18 protein-coding genes and 3 pseudogenes are annotated in these 19,727 nt (G+C 49.2%); 5 read left to right on the top strand and 16 right to left on the bottom strand.

All coding sequences use genetic code 11. The annotated features are described in order from the left end of the window. Positions 1–199: 199 nt before the first annotated feature. The 4 genes from JCM12539_RS14505 to JCM12539_RS02875 form a co-directional block, all read right to left on the bottom strand. Positions 200–331, bottom strand: coding sequence for a hypothetical protein (locus JCM12539_RS14505; protein ID WP_263849727.1), 132 nt, complete (start codon positions 329–331; stop codon positions 200–202). Further along, positions 316–732: a GNAT family N-acetyltransferase gene (locus JCM12539_RS02885; protein ID WP_054649111.1), complete on the bottom strand. Its 417-nt coding sequence runs from the start codon at positions 730–732 to the stop codon at positions 316–318. The genes JCM12539_RS14505 and JCM12539_RS02885 overlap by 16 nt, the downstream gene beginning before the upstream one ends. 35 nt (positions 733–767) lie before the next feature. Next, the gene (locus JCM12539_RS02880) at positions 768–1,268 is read right to left on the bottom strand and encodes a TetR/AcrR family transcriptional regulator (protein ID WP_225350206.1); all 501 of its coding nucleotides are present in this window, start codon (positions 1,266–1,268) and stop codon (positions 768–770) included. Between the two features lie 85 nt (positions 1,269–1,353). Beyond that, a complete protein-coding gene (locus JCM12539_RS02875; RefSeq protein ID WP_225350205.1) occupies positions 1,354–2,190 on the bottom strand; it encodes an alpha/beta hydrolase in 837 nt (278 codons plus the stop codon). 261 nt (positions 2,191–2,451) lie between these two features. Here JCM12539_RS02875 and JCM12539_RS02870 point away from each other — a divergent pair, with 261 nt between their 5' ends. The 4 genes and pseudogenes from JCM12539_RS02870 (at position 2,452) to JCM12539_RS02855 (ending at position 7,967) form a co-directional block, all read left to right on the top strand. After that, positions 2,452–3,279 carry a glycosyltransferase family 8 protein gene (locus JCM12539_RS02870; protein ID WP_054649109.1) on the top strand — a complete coding sequence of 276 codons (828 nt, stop codon included), beginning with the start codon at positions 2,452–2,454 and terminating at the stop codon, positions 3,277–3,279. A 325-nt stretch (positions 3,280–3,604) separates the two neighbouring features. Continuing rightward, positions 3,605–4,448, top strand: a pseudogene (licT, locus tag JCM12539_RS02865) (BglG family transcription antiterminator LicT). An 89-nt stretch (positions 4,449–4,537) separates the two neighbouring features. Further along, positions 4,538–6,437 (top strand): annotated as a pseudogene (locus tag JCM12539_RS02860) (beta-glucoside-specific PTS transporter subunit IIABC). 87 nt (positions 6,438–6,524) lie between these two features. After that, positions 6,525–7,967 carry a glycoside hydrolase family 1 protein gene (locus JCM12539_RS02855; RefSeq protein ID WP_054649107.1) on the top strand — a complete coding sequence of 481 codons (1,443 nt, stop codon included), beginning with the start codon at positions 6,525–6,527 and terminating at the stop codon, positions 7,965–7,967. Between the two features lie 131 nt (positions 7,968–8,098). Here JCM12539_RS02855 and JCM12539_RS02850 read toward each other — a convergent pair whose 3' ends face one another. Genes JCM12539_RS02850 through JCM12539_RS02830 form a run of 5 tightly spaced genes read right to left on the bottom strand, consistent with a single transcriptional unit; the run spans position 8,099 to position 11,147 of the window. After that, the gene (locus tag JCM12539_RS02850) at positions 8,099–8,410 is read right to left on the bottom strand and encodes a hypothetical protein (RefSeq protein ID WP_054649105.1); all 312 of its coding nucleotides are present in this window, start codon (positions 8,408–8,410) and stop codon (positions 8,099–8,101) included. Positions 8,411–8,440: 30 nt separating this feature from the next. After that, the gene (locus tag JCM12539_RS02845) at positions 8,441–9,313 is read right to left on the bottom strand and encodes a PTS system mannose/fructose/sorbose family transporter subunit IID (protein WP_054649103.1); all 873 of its coding nucleotides are present in this window, start codon (positions 9,311–9,313) and stop codon (positions 8,441–8,443) included. Next, a complete protein-coding gene (locus JCM12539_RS02840; protein ID WP_054649101.1) occupies positions 9,291–10,148 on the bottom strand; it encodes a PTS mannose/fructose/sorbose/N-acetylgalactosamine transporter subunit IIC in 858 nt (285 codons plus the stop codon). The genes JCM12539_RS02845 and JCM12539_RS02840 overlap by 23 nt, the downstream gene beginning before the upstream one ends. 53 nt (positions 10,149–10,201) lie before the next feature. Continuing rightward, positions 10,202–10,696, bottom strand: coding sequence for a PTS sugar transporter subunit IIB (locus JCM12539_RS02835; RefSeq protein WP_054649099.1), 495 nt, complete (start codon positions 10,694–10,696; stop codon positions 10,202–10,204). A gap of 13 nt (positions 10,697–10,709) precedes the next feature. After that, positions 10,710–11,147, bottom strand: coding sequence for a PTS sugar transporter subunit IIA (locus tag JCM12539_RS02830; RefSeq protein WP_054649097.1), 438 nt, complete (start codon positions 11,145–11,147; stop codon positions 10,710–10,712). A 288-nt stretch (positions 11,148–11,435) separates the two neighbouring features. On the opposite strand from JCM12539_RS02830, the pseudogene JCM12539_RS02825 reads away from it, so the two are divergent. Continuing rightward, a pseudogene (locus JCM12539_RS02825) lies at positions 11,436–13,958 on the top strand (PRD domain-containing protein). A 109-nt stretch (positions 13,959–14,067) separates the two neighbouring features. Here the strand turns inward: JCM12539_RS02825 and JCM12539_RS02820 are convergent. The 7 genes from JCM12539_RS02820 to JCM12539_RS02790 are packed head-to-tail and all read right to left on the bottom strand — an operon-like array spanning position 14,068 to position 19,680. Beyond that, entirely contained in the window at positions 14,068–14,604 is a 537-nt protein-coding gene (locus JCM12539_RS02820) for a glucose-6-phosphate isomerase family protein (protein ID WP_054649095.1), read from the bottom strand. Positions 14,605–14,618: 14 nt separating this feature from the next. Next, on the bottom strand, positions 14,619–15,395 hold the full coding sequence (locus JCM12539_RS02815) for a glucose-6-phosphate isomerase family protein (RefSeq protein WP_225350204.1): 777 nt from the start codon (positions 15,393–15,395) through the stop codon (positions 14,619–14,621). A gap of 13 nt (positions 15,396–15,408) precedes the next feature. Beyond that, positions 15,409–17,136 (bottom strand): class I mannose-6-phosphate isomerase, encoded by a 1,728-nt coding sequence (locus JCM12539_RS02810; protein WP_054649093.1) that lies wholly within the window; start codon positions 17,134–17,136, stop codon positions 15,409–15,411. A gap of 28 nt (positions 17,137–17,164) precedes the next feature. Further along, positions 17,165–17,563: a PTS sugar transporter subunit IIA domain-containing protein gene (locus tag JCM12539_RS02805; RefSeq protein WP_054649091.1), complete on the bottom strand. Its 399-nt coding sequence runs from the start codon at positions 17,561–17,563 to the stop codon at positions 17,165–17,167. Between the two features lie 13 nt (positions 17,564–17,576). Further along, positions 17,577–18,419 (bottom strand): PTS system mannose/fructose/sorbose family transporter subunit IID, encoded by an 843-nt coding sequence (locus JCM12539_RS02800; RefSeq protein WP_054649089.1) that lies wholly within the window; start codon positions 18,417–18,419, stop codon positions 17,577–17,579. Continuing rightward, positions 18,419–19,231 (bottom strand): PTS mannose/fructose/sorbose/N-acetylgalactosamine transporter subunit IIC, encoded by an 813-nt coding sequence (locus JCM12539_RS02795; protein ID WP_054649087.1) that lies wholly within the window; start codon positions 19,229–19,231, stop codon positions 18,419–18,421. The genes JCM12539_RS02800 and JCM12539_RS02795 overlap by 1 nt, the downstream gene beginning before the upstream one ends. Then, positions 19,186–19,680: a PTS sugar transporter subunit IIB gene (locus JCM12539_RS02790; RefSeq protein WP_439645112.1), complete on the bottom strand. Its 495-nt coding sequence runs from the start codon at positions 19,678–19,680 to the stop codon at positions 19,186–19,188. Before JCM12539_RS02790 ends, JCM12539_RS02795 begins: the two co-directional genes overlap by 46 nt. Positions 19,681–19,727: the final 47 nt, after the last annotated feature.

Genomic DNA, 19,727 nt, shown 5'->3' with positions numbered 1-19,727 from the left:
ATCCATTATACGGTATTCGGCCCCGAAAATGTAGGGACTAATTGACGTTGATTATAGGGTATGGGGTTAACTAGCTGACTTGGCATTGCGTGTATAGACACGGTTGGCGGCGTTATCGTTGGGTAAAAAAAAGGACCGTGCTGACTGAGCATGGTCCTGCGGTTGTTGTGGGGATACTTTGCGTTGACAAGCACTCTCGTCATTCGGCACGCCTGCGCGTCGCCCACTCCTCTCGACTCAGGGTATACTGTGTCGCCATGATTTCCTGTCCATCCTTCGTGGTGAACGGCCCGATTTCACCAGCAAAGTGGAGTCCTAGCTTGGCCAGCACGCGACCGGACGCCTGGTTTTCGTTGGCAAATTCACCTTTGACCATCGTAATGGGCTGCGTCGCGAACATGGTATCCACGAACGCCCGGCCGGCTCCGTGACGTAGCCATGGTTCCAGAACGCCTGGCGCACCGCATAGGTCAATACGCCACCGGTGTGCATCTCAATCAAGCCGATGACGGCGCCGGTCGTGGTGAGCTCAATCGCCGCCGCGGTGGGGTTATTCAAGAAATGGTCGGTGAACAGCTGGTCAAAGTCGCCGCGGAGTTTCACGTCGTTGTACCGCGTAAACCGCAACGTGTCGGGCTCCCGGAACAGCTGGAATAGCGCCTCAGCGTCGTCCGGACGGAAGTTGCGGAGAGTGAGGCGTGCAGTGCGGATACCGGTTTGTAATTCTGTCATGACATTACCTCAATTCTAACTACTAATCGCCAAAATCATGCTTTCGGGTGGACCAAAATGGCGCGGCAGGACAACATTTTGATCCGGTCGAAGGGAACCGTTTGCGGATCGATCAAGCCGTTAGCCACGGCCACGGCATACTCCACCACCGGCGTATATGCGTACGACATTAATACGTCGAAGACAACTGGCATGAACACCCCGGCCGCGACACCCCGCTCCGTTAACTGCACGATGGGCTCGTACCCTGCATACGCTTCTGCGCGGGTGACACCGAGTTGTTGAAGCACTGGTGACTGGTTAAACTCGCGGATGAGTAGCATATCCGCAAGGTGTTGTTGTGCGTAAGCATAGACCAAGTCCATGTAGTGGCGCAACTCACGCTCGGGGTCACCGGAAGGATCAAATTGAGTGGTTGCCTTTGCCATCGCCTCTTTGTGGTGTAAATACAAGGCCTTCAGCATGGCGTTCTTATCCTTAAAGTACGTGTAAAGCGTGCCCGAAGCGATGCCAGCGGCCTGCGCAATTTTGCTCAAAGAAACGGCGGCAATGCCTCATCCATCACGATCTGACCCGCCGCAGCCAAAATTCGTCTTTGTTTATCATCGTCCCGTTCACGCATTAGTTACCTGCCTCCGTATGCTGTTGAATAAATTGCCATGCCGCACGCCGCGTTGTGACGGCCTCCTCCAGTTGGGGTTCCCAGTTGAAGCCGTGCCACATTCCTTCCTTGATGATGGCAGTGTATTCCACGCCAGCCGCGCGCAGCTTATCGCTAAATCGCGCCACGTTGCTCAACATCAGGTCCCGCGTACCAGTGCTCATAAAGGTTGGTGGAAACCACGCCCCCACCTCGCCGTACATCGGTGACACCAATGGGTCGCGCGGATTATTATCACCAATATACCGCTCTGCCAAACGTAGCGCCATCTTAGCGGAGCCAACGTCACGTTTTTCGTTAAAAATGGCGGAGTCGCCGTCACCCGAGATGTCCAAAGCTGGGCAAAACAAAATCATGGCGACGGGCAACGGTTCCTGTAAATTGTGCGCCTGCTGCACCACAGCTGCAGCAATTCCCGAGCCGGCGGAGCTGCCACTCATCACGATGGGGCGATCACCCACTACTGCCCGGACACCGCGATAAAAGTCCAATACTTCCTGGACCACCAGCGGGGCCTGCCCTTCAGGAGCTAGAGTATACTCCACTGAATAAACGGGCAGATTTGTCTCTGCCGCAGCCAGCAAGGCGGTCCGTTCCCGCGCGGTGCCCATGATGAAGCCACCGCCATGGACGTTCACAATAACGGGTCCCGCGTCGTCAGTATGGGGGCTGGTTATTTTCATTCCCGCCACGCCATTCACCTTAATGGGCTCCGTCGCCAGGTGTCCCGTATCGATAAGCCCTTCCTCTACCACGTTTTCACCGGCTTGAAATTGCGTACGAATGCGGTTAATCATTCTTGCTGTAATGGGCACAAAATTGGCAGGTTAAAGTATTTAAAATCAGCAAGCATGCGCCGCGCCGCCGCTGAAATTGTATTACTTTGGGCTGATTGTAATTTAGTCATGATGTATCCTCTTTTATAATTGATTGGTCAATTAATTAACTTTGCTCAATATTAATTGGTCAATCAATTAAAGTCAAGAGTAAATTACATACGAATAGTGATTTAATGACCGCAACCGCTATAATGTAGTTATCACGAGGAGGTTTCGACGATGACGACCAAACTGGAGTTATTATTCACCCTTGATGCGGGCTACATACAACCTTTCAAAGTGGCCTTGAACTCGATTCACATGAACAGCAATGACGCCCCCATCCGCGTTTGGCTGATTCACGACGGTATCGACGAGGAGCTACTTGAGGAAGTGCGGCAACAAGCCGCCCTGTATGGCTGGGGCTTTGAGCCCGTTACGGTCAACGGCAATTTGTTTAACAATGCACCCACGGAAGCCCGATACCCGCGGGAAATGTACTTTAGATTGCTCGCCGGTAACATTTTACCCGATACAGTCCATAAAGTTCTGTACTTGGATCCAGATATTTTGGTCATTAATTCGTTACTGCCACTGTGGAACACCGACCTGAATGGGTACATGCTGACGGCGTCGACCCATACCGGTGTGATTGACGTCACCACGGCTTTGAACAACCTCCGTTTAAACACGGAGCACGGCTACTTCAACTCCGGCATCATGCTCATGGATCTGGACCAAGCGCGCAAAACCATCAAGTGGGACGACATCAAGCGCACCATCGACGAATACGGCGACTACCTGATGCTGCCGGACCAGGACATCCTCAATCACCTCTACGGTTCAACCATTCTGGAGGTGCCCGACGAGGTGTGGAATTACGACGCCCGTAATTACGTCACCTACCTCACCCGCTCATTGGGCAAGCAGGACATCCACTGGGTGATGGCCAACACCGCCATTTTGCACTTTAACGGCAAGCCCAAGCCGTGGTCGGACAAGCATGATAACCGGTTTACCGCGCTGTATTTGAACTACGCAAAGTTGACTGAGGAGCTGGGGAAGTGAAATTCGGTTTCAATCCAAGCGTCGATTAATCCAATCCAATATAAAGTATGAAGGTCTTCAGCCTGCCCACAAAAAAACTTGCAAATACCATTCCGCCACTCAATAGCTCAGCCTTTGTCGGTTTTGGTTATGAACCATTTGACAGCGGATACAACGCCTGCTACCATGAAAGCAGTTACGATGTTATTGCGTCGGCTCTCACTAGGTGTGCGCAAGCATGAGTGACAAGCATATATTGAATCGATAAGGTGTTATCAAGTAATTGAGCATGACTTATCTACACGGGTTAATGTGTGGACAAGTCTATTTTTTTGGAGGGATTTACTTGCGAATCAAACGCGTTCTCAACAACAATACTTGTATTTCCACCAATCGCGAAGGTGTCGATGTACTGTTGATGGGCCCAGGAATCGCGTTTGGCAAAAAGCAAGGACAATCCATCGACATGGCCAAGGTCGAAAAAACTTCTTCCTGAAGGATCCCACGACCATGAGTAAATTTACTGAGCTAGTCATTGACGTTCCGTTAGCCGAGATAGAGGTCGCCGAGCGCATTATTAACTACGCCAAAATCAAGCTCGGCCGTCAGATTAACGAAATGATCTACGTTAATCTCACCGACCACTTGTCGATGGCAATTAAGCGTAAGCAACAGGAAGGTATCAACCTATCTAACCCGCTAAAGTGGGACATCGCTCGCTTCTACCAGACGAATTTGCGGTGGGTAAGAAGGCAGTCGCCGTCATTCAAGATGCCTTCAACGTTGATTTGGGTGACGACGAGGCAGCGTTCATCGCAGTCCACTTTATCAATGCGGAAAGCGATAGTCCCCGGGAACAAAACCTAGCCGTTGGAATCACCACGATTATTAAGGAAGTCGAAGACCTGGTTAAAGATTACTTCCACACCGAATTCGACGAACAGTCACTAAACTACTACAGATTCATTACCCACCTAAAATTCTTTGCCCAACGTATTCTACTGGGTAAGCACTATGACGACGATGAGGACGAAGAGCTATTAACAGTGCTGAAGTCCCGTTACTCTAAGTCTTACGCCTGTACGCTCAAAATCCAGTCGTTCATTATGGACAAGTACCACTTCGAAATCAATAATTCCGAACTGTTATACCTAACCGTGCACATCAACCGGTTAGTCCGCAATTTATAGGGTGTTATCGGGACAATCCCGAGCATGACCTAATGGGTGCCGTTATGGGCATTCGTTAGGTTTTTTTTATTCAAAAAGGAGTGATCATCATGAGCACCAAGGATTCTGCTGAACAGATTTATAACGCCGTTGGTGGCGAAAGCAACATCAATTACTTAACCCACTGTGTCACGCGGCTACGCTTCCGCCTGAAGGACGAAAGCAAAGTTGACGACGCCAAGGTAAAAAAACATTGCTGGCGTCATGGGCGTTAACCACCAAAACGGCCAGTACCAAGTTATCATCGGTAATGCCGTTTCTGACTACTACAACGCAGTCGTTAAGCTTGGCGACTTCCCCACCGATGAGGACGCGTCCGCAACCACAGCTAACGCAGACACAAAATCGGGCAATTTATTCGACCAATTTGCCAACTTCATTAGTTCCTGCATGTCGCCCCTAATTCCTGCACTAATCGGTGGTGGGATGATCAAAGTCATTTTGATTCTCCTCACCACTGTCGGCTGGATGAGCGACAAGTCGCAAACTTATACCTTGCTATCAGTATTCGGCGATGCGCCCTTCTACTTCCTGCCGATTGAGCTAGCGATTACCAGTGCCAAGTACTTTAAGGTCAACACCATTCTGGCAGTCACCGTTGCCGGCATCATGATTCACCCCAACTTTACCGCCCTGGTAACCGCCGCCAAGCCAGTGCATCTGATGGGTCTACCAGTCACGCTGGCAACCTATTCCAGTTCCGTTATTCCGATCCTGATGGTGGTTTGGGCCATGAAGTACATCGAAATTGGCATTGATAAAGTTTGTCCGGCCAGCTTAAAGAGTATCCTGAAGCCGCTGCTTGAAATTCTCATTGTTGGTATCCTCGCCCTGATCGTTATTGGCCCAATTGGCACCTATGCTGGTAAGGGGCTATCGTGGTTAATCCTCCTGATTCAAAAGCACGCCGGTTGGTTAGCGATGGCCCTAATGGCCGCATTCATGCCGCTAATCGTTATGACCGGGATGCACTGGGCATTCTCCTCAATCTTCCTCATTGCGAGCGTGGCGACCCCAGACTCCTTAATTTTGCCCGCAATGTTGGCCGCCAATATTGCTCAGGGGGCTGCCAGCCTCGCCGTAGCCGTTAAAACTAAGAACAAGCAAACCCGCGAAGTTGCGTCAGCCGCTTCCATTTCGGCATTGCTTGCAGGTGTGACCGAACCGGCGCTTTACGGGGTCACCCTCAAGTACCGCAAACCACTATATGCAGCCATGATTTCTGGTGGTATTACCGGATTGTTCATGGGTATTGTTAACCTCAAGGCATACGCCTTTGCGGTGCCATCCGTGATCGCACTACCGCAATTCATTTACAACGGGGCACCGAAGAATATTGTTTACGCCGTGATTGTTGCCGTCGTTTCAGCAATTCTATCCTTTACTTTGACCCTGATTCTCGGTTTCAACGAGGATGCTCCGGAAGCCGCCAAGGATAACGCACAACCTGCGACTACTGCCACCACCAGCATGGCCAATATTGACGGCGGCGCGAAGGATACTAAAAAGGTCTTCGCCCCCGTTGCCGGAGAGCTGATCAACATTGAAAGCGTCTCCGATCCCACCTTTGCCCAAAAGATGATGGGTGACGGTGCCGCCATCATCCCAACCGACGATCACTTATACGCGCCCTTCGACGGTACCGTGGAGACGGTCTTCCCGACGAAGCACGCGATTGGTCTGAAAAGCAAAGACGGTGTGGAACTCTTGATTCACGTCGGGATTGATACGGTTGACCTCAAGGGTGCGCACTTTACCGCGCACGTTAACCAGGGTGCCACCGTTAAACAAGGGGACCTGCTACTCGACGCCGACCTGGACGCCATCAAGGCTGACGGGTATGACACCACGACGATGTTAGTTGTGACCAACACCAAAGACTTTGTTGATGTCGTGCCTAACGAGGTGACCACGGTCGACAAGAATGCAGTCGCCCTGTATGTCATCTAGCGTGTGTTGGCGCTAATAAATTTGGTCACGTTTTGATGATCACAACACCATACACAGTTATTCATCACAGTGAAAGGAGCATTTATGATGCAACAATTTCCCGAAGGATTTCTCTGGGGCGGCGCCACCGCCGCCAACCAACTTGAAGGTGCCTATCAAGAGGGCGGCAAGGGCCTATCTATCGCCGACGCCCTCCCCGGTGGCCCTGAACGATTCAAAATTGTCGACCAACCCGACTTTGATTGGTCCATCGATGAGGACAAGTACACCTATCCTAACCACAAAGGCATCGATTTTTACCACCACTACCAGGAGGATATCGCCCTTTTTGCCGAAATTGGGTTCAAGTGCTACCGTTTCTCCATCGCCTGGTCGCGTATTTTCCCGAACGGGGATGAAACGCAGCCCAACGAGGACGGCCTGCAGTTCTATGACCGCGTCATTGACGAGTGCCTGAAGTACAACATCGAACCCGTCATCACCATCAGCCATTACGAAATGCCGCTAAACTTAGTAACCACTTATGGCGGGTGGAAGAACCGCGCGCTGATCGGCTTCTATGAGCGGTACGCTCGTGTGGTGCTGACTCGCTTTGCCAGCCGGGTTAAGTACTGGATGACATTCAACGAAATCAACTCGGCTTTGCACTTCCCGGTCATGGGCCAAGGGCTCGTCGCATCAAACGGCGGCAACGAGATGCAAAACCGTTATCAGGCTTGGCACAACCAGTTTGTTGCTGGCGCCAAAGCCGTGGCTATCGGGCACCAATTGCGATCCGACCTGCAAATTGGTTGCATGTTGCTGTACGCAACTACCTACGCGTACGACGCTAACCCTGTTAACCAGCTGGCGGCGCTCAAAGAAAATCAGGCCATGAATCACTTTTGTGGGGATGTCCAAGTACGGGGCCAGTACCCGCTGTACACGGAGTCGTTGATGAACCACTATGGTTTCTCGTTCAAAGACCTGGAAGTGACTGACGAGGACCTCGCCGTACTCGCCGCGAACCCGGTAGACTATATCGGCTTCTCCTACTACATGTCTACGGCGGTCAATGTAACTGACAAGTCGCTGGCCACTGCCAACGGCAACCTCGTGGGCGGCGTGACGAACCCATTCCTCAAATCGAGTGATTGGGGCTGGCAGATTGATCCAACTGGACTCCGCATCGCGCTGAACGAATTAGCCAACCGATACAACAAGCCGGTCTTCGTGGTTGAAAACGGCCTGGGCGCAGTTGATCAACCCGACGCCAACCACTTTGTTCAGGACGACTACCGCATCAACTACCTGCGCGAGCACATCGAAGCCATCCGCGGCGCTATCGCCGACGGGGTGCAGGTGATGGGCTACACGCCGTGGGGATGCATCGACCTGGTGAGCGCGTCGACCGGGCAGATGTCCAAGCGGTATGGGTTTATCTATGTGGATCTGGATGATGAGGGTCACGGGAGCATGAAACGGTACCGGAAGGCCTCGTTTGAATGGTACAAGCGGGTGATTGGGTCGAACGGAGAGAAGATGAAGTAGAGCCAACACGAGAAACGCCTGACATTAGGGGAGTTATGGTTTCCCCTTATGTCGGGCGTTTTTTTTGTGGATTAATGTGTGGAAAAATTACTACTCAGGCCGTCAAACACAATTCTTCAACCTTATAATCGTTATACATTCTTCCGTGTCACCTTATGAAAGTGCTGAACTTTCTTCTCATAGTCGTCAACAACTGCGCGAACATTCTGCTGACCTTTCCATCCCGAATAGCCAAACGCCAACATTCCCAATGCACCCAAAACCAACAGAACAGTTCCGAAGATTTGCAACCAAATTATCTTTCCATGGAAGAAGTAAATCAAAACAATACCAACGCCACTAAGAATTGTGGAAAGTTGAAACCAGTATCCTAAATTTTTCAGCATGTGCTTCTGATAAGCTACTTCCTGTTCGTACCCCTTAGTCATTTCGTCAATAGTCATGTGATTCTCCTCCCTCCACAGACTTTTTCTTTAGTAGGACAGGCCCGGGTTGAAGAAGCCAACGATAACCCCGAGAAGAGAGATAACAACTAGTATCAGCATGGTCCAGATTGCAGAAACATGCTTCTTTGTCATCAACCACCAGCAGAATAAGGTCACGATAACTGTTAGCAATCCAGGAAAGATACTGTCCAGTTTTGCTTGTAGATTGAGGAATACTTTGCCATCTGCTCCGTGCAATTTAAGCGATGTTGTCACGTTAACCCAAGACGCCAAAACACCACCAACAACCATACTACCCACAGTACCAATCGCACGACGAACTGCAGCCCCCTGCTTGCCAACCAAAAAGCTAACTGCCTGATCACCAAAGCGATAACCACGGAAATACAAGAAACGTTGGCCAAAGTAAGCAATTAATACCCAGGCAATAATGTAGAAAATGGCCCCCACCGGCGAACCACCCGTGGACATCCCCAGGGAAATTCCTAACAGAATAGGAATTAGAGTTCCATCAATCAGCGAGTCACCAATACCGGCAATGGGGCCCATAAGGCCTGCACGCATATCGTTAATGGTTTCCCCGTCAATTTCCTTACCGTTCGCACGCGCCTGTTCCATGCTGGCAGTGATGCCAACAATCACCGTCCCCAGCATGGGGTTAGTGTTAAAGAACGCAGTATAAGCATGAATTGCCTTAACCTGATCATCGTGTTTGGGGTAGAGCTTTCTGAGGATGGGCAGCATTGATGCCATGTAACCAAAGGTCTGCATATGTTCCTGTGAGAAACAGGTCAGTGCGCCCCAGAACCAACGGTGAAACGATTTTGTCAGTGTTTTACGATCAAGTTTTTTTTCATTTCGTTTGTTGTTTCCATGATCAAATATCCTCCTCGTCATCATCGCTTGGGCCTTCTGCAACAGCCGTAGTTCCACCCTTAGATGAAGAATTTCCAGACATCTCAATCTCATAAATAATAACCGCGAACAATAGCGATACGACCGTGACGGAAACTAGGTTTAAATGAAGTGAGGCGGCGAGTGTGAACCCAACTAAAAACGGAATAAAGTCAGCCGCCCGGCCAATAATCTGTCGAAGAAGAATTGCAATCCCCACACATGGCAGCATACCGCCAACAGTGAACAGAGTCTTCATTGCCAGGCCGTCCATTGGTAGTGCACTCCGCAAAGCGGAAACCGCGGTTGCACCATAGTACGTGAGCAACATTGTTGGCAAGAATGAGAACAATGCGTGTGAGATCCAAGGCCAACCAAAGTTAACTGCTGTTAATTTATCTAGTTTGCCATTGTGAACGTCCTTCCAACCAAACGATTGCCATACAAGATTCATTGTTGCAACGGCGTAGTACAGAACAGTACCAACCGTTCCGACTAGGGTACCAACCGACTTAGCCAAATTAGCGGCGCCACCACTCAGGGGATTCAGTCCCTGCGATGTAATCGCGACCATTGCCAGCGGGATGCCGATATAGGAAATAGCACGAACGTCTGCGGAAACAGTCCCACCAGGAGTAACTAATGCAATATAAACAAGTTGCATCGCGACCCCACACGCAATACCAAGCTGAAGATTCCCTAAGATAATGCCACAAACGAGTCCACCAACTAGCGGGCGGCCAATTGTATAATTACCAACTGCTTGACCAGCCATACAGGAGTTGGAACATAAGCAAGCAAATAGCCCTAAAATAGCTGCTTGAAACCAACTAATCGTCATTCTCCTTACCTTCCTTCTTAAGTAAGAACCATTGCTGATTTAATATTTAACTTTCAATACCCAAAACGTGATTTAAACTTATCCCAACTACCAATGCGCTGATCAGGCAACAAAGCAAACTCAACTTTGTAACCCGCCTTCTCAATAGCTTCGAATGAAGCAGCCTCTTCAGGCGTGAACGACTGATTATCGCCAAGCTTAATTGCGTTCTCCCTGTCATTACCCGGACCAACGACAACCGTTTTAATATCACCAGGCACAAAACTTAAATCAACCAAAATCTTTTCCATATCCTGTGGATTCTTAGTAATGAGGAAATACCTAGTACTTGAGTTCAAAACCTTATCCTTAACGCTATTGAAGTGGTCCAAGGTCCACACAAAGGTTTTCTTATCAGACGCAGCCATGTACGCTTCCTTTAAAACTGGATTGTTTGCTGCTTTATCGTTTACAGCTATAATTCCATCCATTGGGTATTCTTTGCCCCAGCGAACGGTAATCAACCCGTGAATCATACGGTCATCAATACGTACAAATGAAATTGCCATGTTACCCACCCCCTTAAATATCTTCATCCTCGGAACCCGCTTCTGGGTCCGTCTGAAATTCCTTAATTGCTGCAGTAGCTTCTGTAAAGGCCTTTTCCCTTAATGCCGCGTTATCCAAAGTATCCTTCGACATTAGAATTGTCAGTGCCATTGAAAAATTCATTCCGCCCAGAACCAGGGCGTTTTTCAACTTACCGTGCTCACTCAAAACGTTGCACACAGTTGTAAGTGGACTGCCGCCAACGATGTCCGCCAAAACGACAAACTCTGCATCCGCTGGCAATGTCTTCAACAATGCATTGAACCGCTCACCAAATGTTGAAGCAGCTTCATCGGTTCTCAGGCCAACTGCAATCAGAGAACCCTGCATATCATTACCCGCAAACATTCCCAGTGTTTGCTTTAAGCCAATTGATAGCTCCCCATGACTGACAAGAAGCAGATATTTCATCTAAATCATCCCTTTATTAAAAGTTTTGAAATATGGATTCGCCGTGAGAGACGACAGTCAACCAAATCACACCTTAGTTCAATCCATTTTCGTTATATCATCAACGCGTCTGCTCAGCCGTGTAAACTACCCTCCTTCCTATAATTTCAACGCCAACCGCTTTGTATATTCTGCTGGACGTCATAAAGGCTAGCGCTTACAATGATTATGTTAAGCACAGAAGCATTAAAAGTCACGAAGTTGTTGTGCTTAAATTACGTAAATAGTGATTAAAACGAGGTGACTTTCTTGAACGCAATAGACAGAATTTATGGTCAGCTTTTGGAACAATTTCCAACTGAGCGAATTACGACCACGCAGGCAGCCGAGGCAGTCGGCCTGACTCGTGGTGTAACCAGTAATTATTTGTCCAAACTGCATAAGACAGGCAAACTGATCAAAACTGGTAGTCGTCCAGTTTACTGGCAAATTAAGCGAGAACATTCAGCATTTGACGACCTAATCGGAAGTAATGGCAGTTTGAGCACTAACATCCAGCTAGCCATTGAAGCCATCGTTTATCCCAGACACGGTCTGCCAATCTTTATTACCGGACCATCGGGAAGCGGCAAGCTGCCATTTGCGCAGGCAATCTACCACGAATCTATTCGTCGAAATGTATTATCCACAAACGCTGTGTTCAAACTTATCGACTGCGCAAACTATAAGGATCAGGTGGGTACACTAAAAAAAGAAGTTGCAAAGTGTGAACACTACTACAGCTTCAGATATCGCGACCGAGGCGGTTTACATATACGTTAAAAACATTCAGATGCTAAGCACATCGGATCAACACTACCTTTTTACACACACTAGCCAGCAGCAGAGCGAGAGCTTCCGCTATATCTATTCGGGTACTGATGATATTTTCGAGACCGCTCGTGTTTGGTTCAAAAGCGCGGCGGTCCAACTAAAGCTTAATTCATTCAGTAGTCTTCCGCTCAACGAACGCGTTGAGTTCGCTGCATTTTATCTTCAACAACAGTCTGACCAACTTAATACGGATATTCAGATTACACCAAGTGAATTAATCAATTTAGCTAATTTTGAGCACATCAACAACATTACGGCACTAAACAACCGTGTACAGTTACTCTGTGCTGATGCATATGCAAAGGCTCCAGATCACACACACTTATTGTTAGGATCATCGTCTGATGCCGCAATTTTGGTGACCCCGCATCAACAAAATTTACGAATAGGAATCAAATCGTTAGTAACAAGCGCGCTGCAGCTTGGTCCAACGACCGATTCCATGCTAAAAAAAGCTTAATGATTCGCTAACCAATGGCGAGTCAATAACCGAACAACAATTTATTCTTAGTAAAGTGCTTAACCAAATCGATACTATATCGAATGACAAGATTCTATTTTCGGTTGCACAAACTGTGCAAAAGACAATTACAAAATGTATTAGTCACAACTATGGAATTAAATTTCCTAGAGACGAGACCTTCTGGGAAAACGTAGCACTGGGATTCGTCTTTGCTGGGATTTGCCGGGATAACCTGACCGATACTCAGTCAGCTAGGCAAATGCAAAAGGCCATTAAGCATCGCTATCCAAGAAGTTACTATCTTTTCACACAGCTTTTAAACAATTTAAATGAACAACAAGAACAAAATCCATACTGTTACTTACCTTTTTTTCATGATAATGACCAACTGTGCAAGCTCAATTGAGTCTGTAAAGTATAATGCAATTTTGCTTTCGCACGGCGAAAATACTGCGTCAAGTATTCAGCAGGTAGCAAATTCATTGTGTGGTAATTACGTATTCGAGCATTTGATATGCCGATTGATGTAACAATTGATCAAATTAGTAGTCATGTTAGTGAATATCTATCTAACCAAAGCCCATCGGCTAAAGGCAACATTGTTTTATTTGACATGGGTTCTTTACGACAAATGTTTAGGGAGATTAAGTCCGTTTCAGATCAAGAATTACTAGTAGTGAACAACGTGACAACGGCAATGGCCTTAGATATTGGTCTGCGAATCCAACGTAACGATGAATTCCAATCTATTGCTGAAGCAAGTGAACATTATGGAGAAACAACGGAAACACAATATTTTGAAGGTCTATCAAACAAGAAGAATATTATTGTCTCCTGCATGTCAGGCGTAGGTCTTTCTGAGGAGATTAAAAAGTTAATTAACACAACACTTTCGTCTGATATTGAAGTGATTACAGTTGATTACAAAGAACTAAATACTCTGCTCACCAATCATGATCAAAAGTTTTTTTTCCAATACCCAATTAATTATGACAACCACTGATGTCGCCAGCGATATTGGTATCGAAATAATGAATGTGTACAATATCTTCGATAAATCCGCCGCTTTAAAAATCCAAACTATTCTTCGCAATTGCGGTGAAAGCACGCATTCCATAAACGAGCTAGTGGATCGTCTAGTACGCTTTCTGTCAATTGAAGGTATTCGTGGTCGTCTTCAAATACTGAATCCTGATATTGTTATTCAAGAAAGTCAGCGCATTGTTGACCACTACGAAGACTTTTACAGCGTCAAATTCAGTTCTAGAATCAAACTCAACTTGTACATGCACCTATCCTTAATGATTGAACGTATGATGACCAGTAGGCCGAGCAATAACTCAATTAGCCGAGCGACGTTAACAAAGCAGGAACAAGAATTCTTCGCTATATCTAGTGGCATCTTTCAGCCAATTGAACAGAAATTCAATATCCAGGTGCAAGACTATGAGATTGCTTTGCTTTACGAACTAATTAAGGACTTTGTTCTGAAATAGTAATCAATTATATATTCAAATCATTCTAACCCATCCCAATGAAAGTCAAAATAAGCCCTCCAGCTAATGCCAGAGGGCTAGGGATACCTATTGAATTAACATCAAATATCTACTTGTTAATCACCCGATACCCCTCACCAGTCTTCATCACGTGGCTCTTAAACACGAGTGCACCGCGGTAGTCATGCCCGGAAACGGCCTGCCAAACGGCACCCACACTTAAAGTGTCATCACCAATATTAATCAATCGGTGGGCAACATTGCCGGGAATGTAGCGCACAATGCCAGGGCCAATGGGTAACAACTTTTCGTTACCGTCGTCAAAATGCAACAGTAGTAGCCCGTCACCGGCTAATCCCCAGTAGTATTCGCCCGTATCGCGGGCCTCGTGGTAGTGTCCGCGGGTAAAGATAAACTCATCCCCCACCGTTCCCGCATGCAAGTGTGATACCCCAAAGAACAGCCCGCCACTTTGGCCCTGCTCAACACCGTTGTGGTCAGACTCCACCCAGTAGGCAATGTCATCCTGTTCACCGTCACGAAATGATTCGGGGGCCAACATCAGGTCGCGCAACGCACCTTTGTGAGTCTCGCCAGTAGTCACGTCACCCACTAAATCACCATCCGTATTCAGTCTAGTATCCATGAACTTTTCCCCTTTTATGGTTCATAATTCCGCCACACATCCATGTATTCTTGCGGCCGGGTGACAAAGTTGAACTGGTCGTGGTTCTCACGGTACTGCTGATAAATCGGAGTGCCCGCGACCATCCCCAACGCGTGATAGTCCTGTGGCCGCTTTTCAATGAGCTGGACATCATCATAATTGTCGTTATGTTGCCAGCTGATAGCACCACCATCATCTAAAATAGGATAAAACGCCAAGCCGTGGTGTGCCCGTACATCGGCATATTCAAAGCCATAATCACGAATACACCAAGCACCAAAGGACAGCGGGGTATCAGGATCACCATTAATGGTCGCGTGCGCCCACCCAGGCGGGACAATCAGCACTTCCCCCGGGTTAGCCGTGACGGCGTACACACGCCCCGGAATGTCCTGCGCCGTTTCCTGCATTAACACAATACACTTACCCGACCACACCTCGTAAACCTCGGCCGTCGAGTAATTACATGACGGCGAGATGGCGTGGATATGGCCCTGACTGCGCACGGGTTCACGCCCGATTCTACCCGCCGCATAAGTGACCGCACCAAACAGGAGCATCCGTTGCTCAAGGTCCGCACGGTCTGCATCCAGGCCGATATCCATTGCAATTGAGTACACCACATCAGGGCCCTGGGCATGCGGATCCAGCAGACTCGGCCGAATATCGTCCAGGTGCCGTTGTTCCACTTGGGGACCAAAGACGCCTGGCCCGTACTCAAACGTCATTAACTGGTGGTTCACACTGACTGGAAATCCCGGATTAAACACATTAACACGTCCTTCACTTGACGAATGCCTGAATGACCTTGATTGGTCGTTCTGGATACATATTGCGAATCTCATACTCGTTGACGCTGGCCGGCACGATGAACGTCTCGCCAAAGTGCACGGTAAAATCATCAAACGAGCCGTCCTGACTAACCACTTTGGCCTCCTGCCCATCAACCATATTCAACATGTTGACGCTATGGTGATTACTCAGGTGCGCCACCGTATTGATTTCGTGTCGATACGTCTCAATAAACTCCGTGTCCGTCGCCAGACCAGTCTTATCCACCCGTTCGTACTGGTTATGACCCACCGGTACGAACTGATTAATCAGGTTGTCCTGCACCCACTGCGTGTCACGTTCAAGCCGAATATTGTCCAGCCCCTCCTCAACGTGGAGTGGCCGCGGCTTACCATCCAGTCCAATCCGCCCCCAGTCCCACATCTTGAAGGTAAAGATGTACGGTGTCGCACTAATTTCCAGAATGACCGTGTTACCACCGCCGCAGTGCACCGTGCCGGCGGGAATCAGAAAGTGGTCACCCGTCTTAGCGGGAAACTTATTGATGTACTTATCGTCGGGAAACTGCTCGTCGCCTCGCTCCGCCGCACGGAGAACTTCGGCCAGCGCTGCTTTGTCCACGTTGGGCTTGTTGCCCAGGTATACGGATGCACCCTCTTCAGCGTGCAGAATATAGTAACTCTCATCCTGGGTGTAATTCATGCCGTACCGATCCTTGATGTACTGCGTGAGCGGGTGCACCTGTAGACTCAGATTGCCACCACCAACGGTATCGAGATAATCAAAGCGGATGGGGAACTCCGCCCCAAAACGCGCATACACCTTTGCACCCAGGATGGGTTCCGGATCGTTCAGTAGTAAATCCGTCGCCGGCACCTCGATAGGCACATCGCCATAACGCAGGATGATGCTATTCTCCTCCGGTACCCCGTCAAATGCCCAGCCGTAATTGGGTACGTCGTCTGGCAGGTCAAAGTGTTCCTTCATCCACTGCCCGCCCCATACGCTCTCATCAAAGTAGGGTACGGTGCGGTAAGGCTGGGCGGTTAACTGCTCCAGACCAGCCACGAGGCTCGGCCCATCAATCATTTTGGGTTCGTGAACCACGTTCGAATCGACCAGATAATCAACGTGCGGTAGTAGTTGCTTCTTCAACCGGTCAGCAATGCGCCATTCGAAGAAGTATCCCCGCTTGAACTTACGCAGTGCGTCCTCGTCAGCATTATCTTGCCGCCAGTTGCTCAAGCCCGCACGGTAGCGGAGCTGAACCTCCCACCGCGTCAAATCAAAGTACACTAGCAGGTCGTGCCGTGGTGCCAATAAGCTAGCACCAGTACCGTACACCACTGTCAGTCCGTGCTGGGCACCAATTGCGGCACGGTCACCGTCCAAGTTCGGGAAGAATTCGTGCATCCTGTATTGCGTCATGCGGCCCAACACCCGGTCATCCGTGATGGAATCAGCAATCTTAGCGTTGACCCGCTCTGCTGGCAAAGCGTAATCATCAGCATAAACCATGTTATCCGCGCCCAACTGACTAATAATGGTGTCCTCAACTTCGTGCCGGTTGACGCCAGGATAAAACTCCAGCACCACCGTTACGTCACGAGCATCCACTTTGGCAATCCGTTGACGCAGCGTGGTCACAATATTTTCAGCACCCTGAATACCAACCGTTTGCCCGGCCACCTTGGTTTCTGGCCTTAAATTATACTTCATCCGTTTCACCCTCAAATCATTGTTCCGCCTAAAAATCTTCGTCGTCCGCGCCATCATTACCGGTATCACTAACGATAGCCAAAGCCTGCTTCCCGGCCTGTACCGCCTGCTCCAAGTCTCCAGTCAGCACAAACTCCAGCAGAAACGCCAGGTTAATGCCAGACACATAGGTGACGTTAAATCCACCACTTTGCAAAGCCGCATAGGCCGCACTACCAGCAGAGCCCGCCGGAATATCCGACAAGAGCGTGACCGGCTCTGACCGTGAATAGGAATCAAGCACCCGCGCCAAGCGGATCTGGTAATCGGCCAACCCCGCGTCGTCCATTTCGAGGACGTCGGCTTTGACAACGTCTCCCGCGACGAACTGGGCAGCACTCAGCATTCCGGACGCCAAGCCTTTATGACTCACCATGAGTAATTGCATAATTAACCTCCAACTACATCATTGCCTTGATGCCGTACGCAATCCCGTAACCCACAAAGGCGAGGACAAAGTACGCTAGAATCAAGCGTAATGGCGAAACGTGCTTCTTCGACATGAAGTACCAGGATACAACGACCACCAACAGCGGCATTAATGCAGGGAAGATGCCATCCAAAGTTTTCTGGATATCAATAGTGGAGTGCGACATCTTGATGACGATTGGTAGTGGCACCTTGACGTAAGACGCCGCCACACCACCAGTCACCACCGTGCCCAAAACCGTAATGGCGGCAGTTACCTTCTGCGCTGTCTCACCAACGAACAGGTCGACCGACTTCGCACCCAGCGAATACCCTTTGTAGAACAAGAACCGTGAGCCCAACACCATAATGAGGTTGTAGGCCACAATGTAGAACAACGGGCCCAACACACTCCCGCCACTAGCCAATCCCAGACCGATGGATAGCAGGATAGGAATCAGCATTTCCGGGATCATGGAGTCACCAATCCCGGCTAGGGGACCCATCAACCCAATCTTCATGGAGTTGATGAAGTCGCCATCAATATCAGAGTTGCCCTGTGCGCGCTGCTCTTCCAAACCAACGGTAATCCCGTTTACCAAAGCACCCAACTGCGGCTCGGTGTTGTAAAAGACTGAGTGCCGCTTCATCGCGTCCTTGAATTCCTGAGGATCCTTGGCGTATAACTTCTTGAGCACCGGCTCCATCGCGTAGGCGAACCCGAATGCCTCCAAAAATTCATAACTAGTGGAAGCCAGGTTGTACATCATCCACCGCACGTAGGACTTGTTGAGGGTCTTTTTGTCTAGAAGTGATTTGTTCTCGTTTTGAGTCATCAGAATTCCTCCTCGTCGTCATCATTACCGTCCTGACCGTCATCTTTGGAGTTCGACTTGCCGTTGCTAGAAATGGCAAAGAAGTAAATCACCGCGACCATAGCTGCCACCATGGCGAGTGCAATCATGTTGAGCTTCATGAACACTACCGCCACAAAGCCGAACAGGAAGAACACCCACATGTAGTTGTTCTTGATGACCACGTTCAGCAACATCACAATCCCCAAGGCCGGTAAGGCGCCACCAAGGAAGGTCATCACGTCCAGCAGGTACTGTGGCATTGCAGCCAACATCTGCTTGGCAAAGCCAGAGCCAAAGTAGATAACCAGGAATGACGGCACAAAGCGGAGCACGAAACTGAAGATTTGTGGACCCCATATGGCGTTAAAGTGGAATGACCGCTCGTTGCCCTCCTCGATTGCTTTTTCAGCCCGGTGGTTCCAGTACGAATTGGCCACCTGAAAGAAGTTGAAGATGACCGTACCCACAATCCCAATCGTGGTAGCCATCGTTACGGCCACACCAGTCGACGCGTGTGACAGCACCGCCAACGCAATTGCTGGGTAAGCAATGTAGTTCAGGTCGGCAGGCATCTGGCCACCAGGCGTTACCATGGCGATGTATACCGCCTGAACAGCCGCCCCGATGATAATCCCCTGCTGCACGTCACCACAGATAATCCCGATTAGTAGCCCAGACACCAGTGGTCGGGAGATTGTGTACCAACCACCAGTTAACCCGAATAGCCACGGGGTTCCTAACGCCCCTAAGTAACACAAAACTGAAATAAGAAACGCTTGTATAAATAGCATGCTGTTCCCTCCTCACGGAAAATCAGCCAAATACCTTCTGTGCCTCTGCCCAACTCGTTTTTTTTGGAATCTGGAACCAACTGGAAGTATATTTCCATGCCATGGTTGCTGAGAAATTCAAAGGCATCCATGTCGTCAGCACTGACGTTCGCACCCGGACCAACGCTCTTGGCTTCGGCCTTTTCACTCATCGGACCCACGTTGATCTTGGGGAAGGCTGCCTTCATATCAACACCCGCCTCAATTAACCGCTTGTACGTCGCTGGCGTCTTGGCTACCACCATGTACTTCTTGTCGCTACCAACAATGTCGTCCCAGCGTTTGGCCACACGTTCCACCGGCATGACGAAGCCTTTAAGGCCATGTGGCACGGCTCCCTTCAGCACCTTGGAAATGATGGGGTCGTTCGCGGCTTGATCATCAATTGCGACGATTCCCTGTGCGTCCACCTCCGAAAGCCACCGTGTGATGACTTGTCCGTGAATAATACGTTCAT

Source organism: Lacticaseibacillus pantheris DSM 15945 = JCM 12539 = NBRC 106106 (assembly GCF_001311175.1).
GTDB lineage: Bacteria > Bacillota > Bacilli > Lactobacillales > Lactobacillaceae > Lacticaseibacillus > Lacticaseibacillus pantheris.
This window is presented reverse-complemented; position numbering and strand designations above follow the sequence as displayed.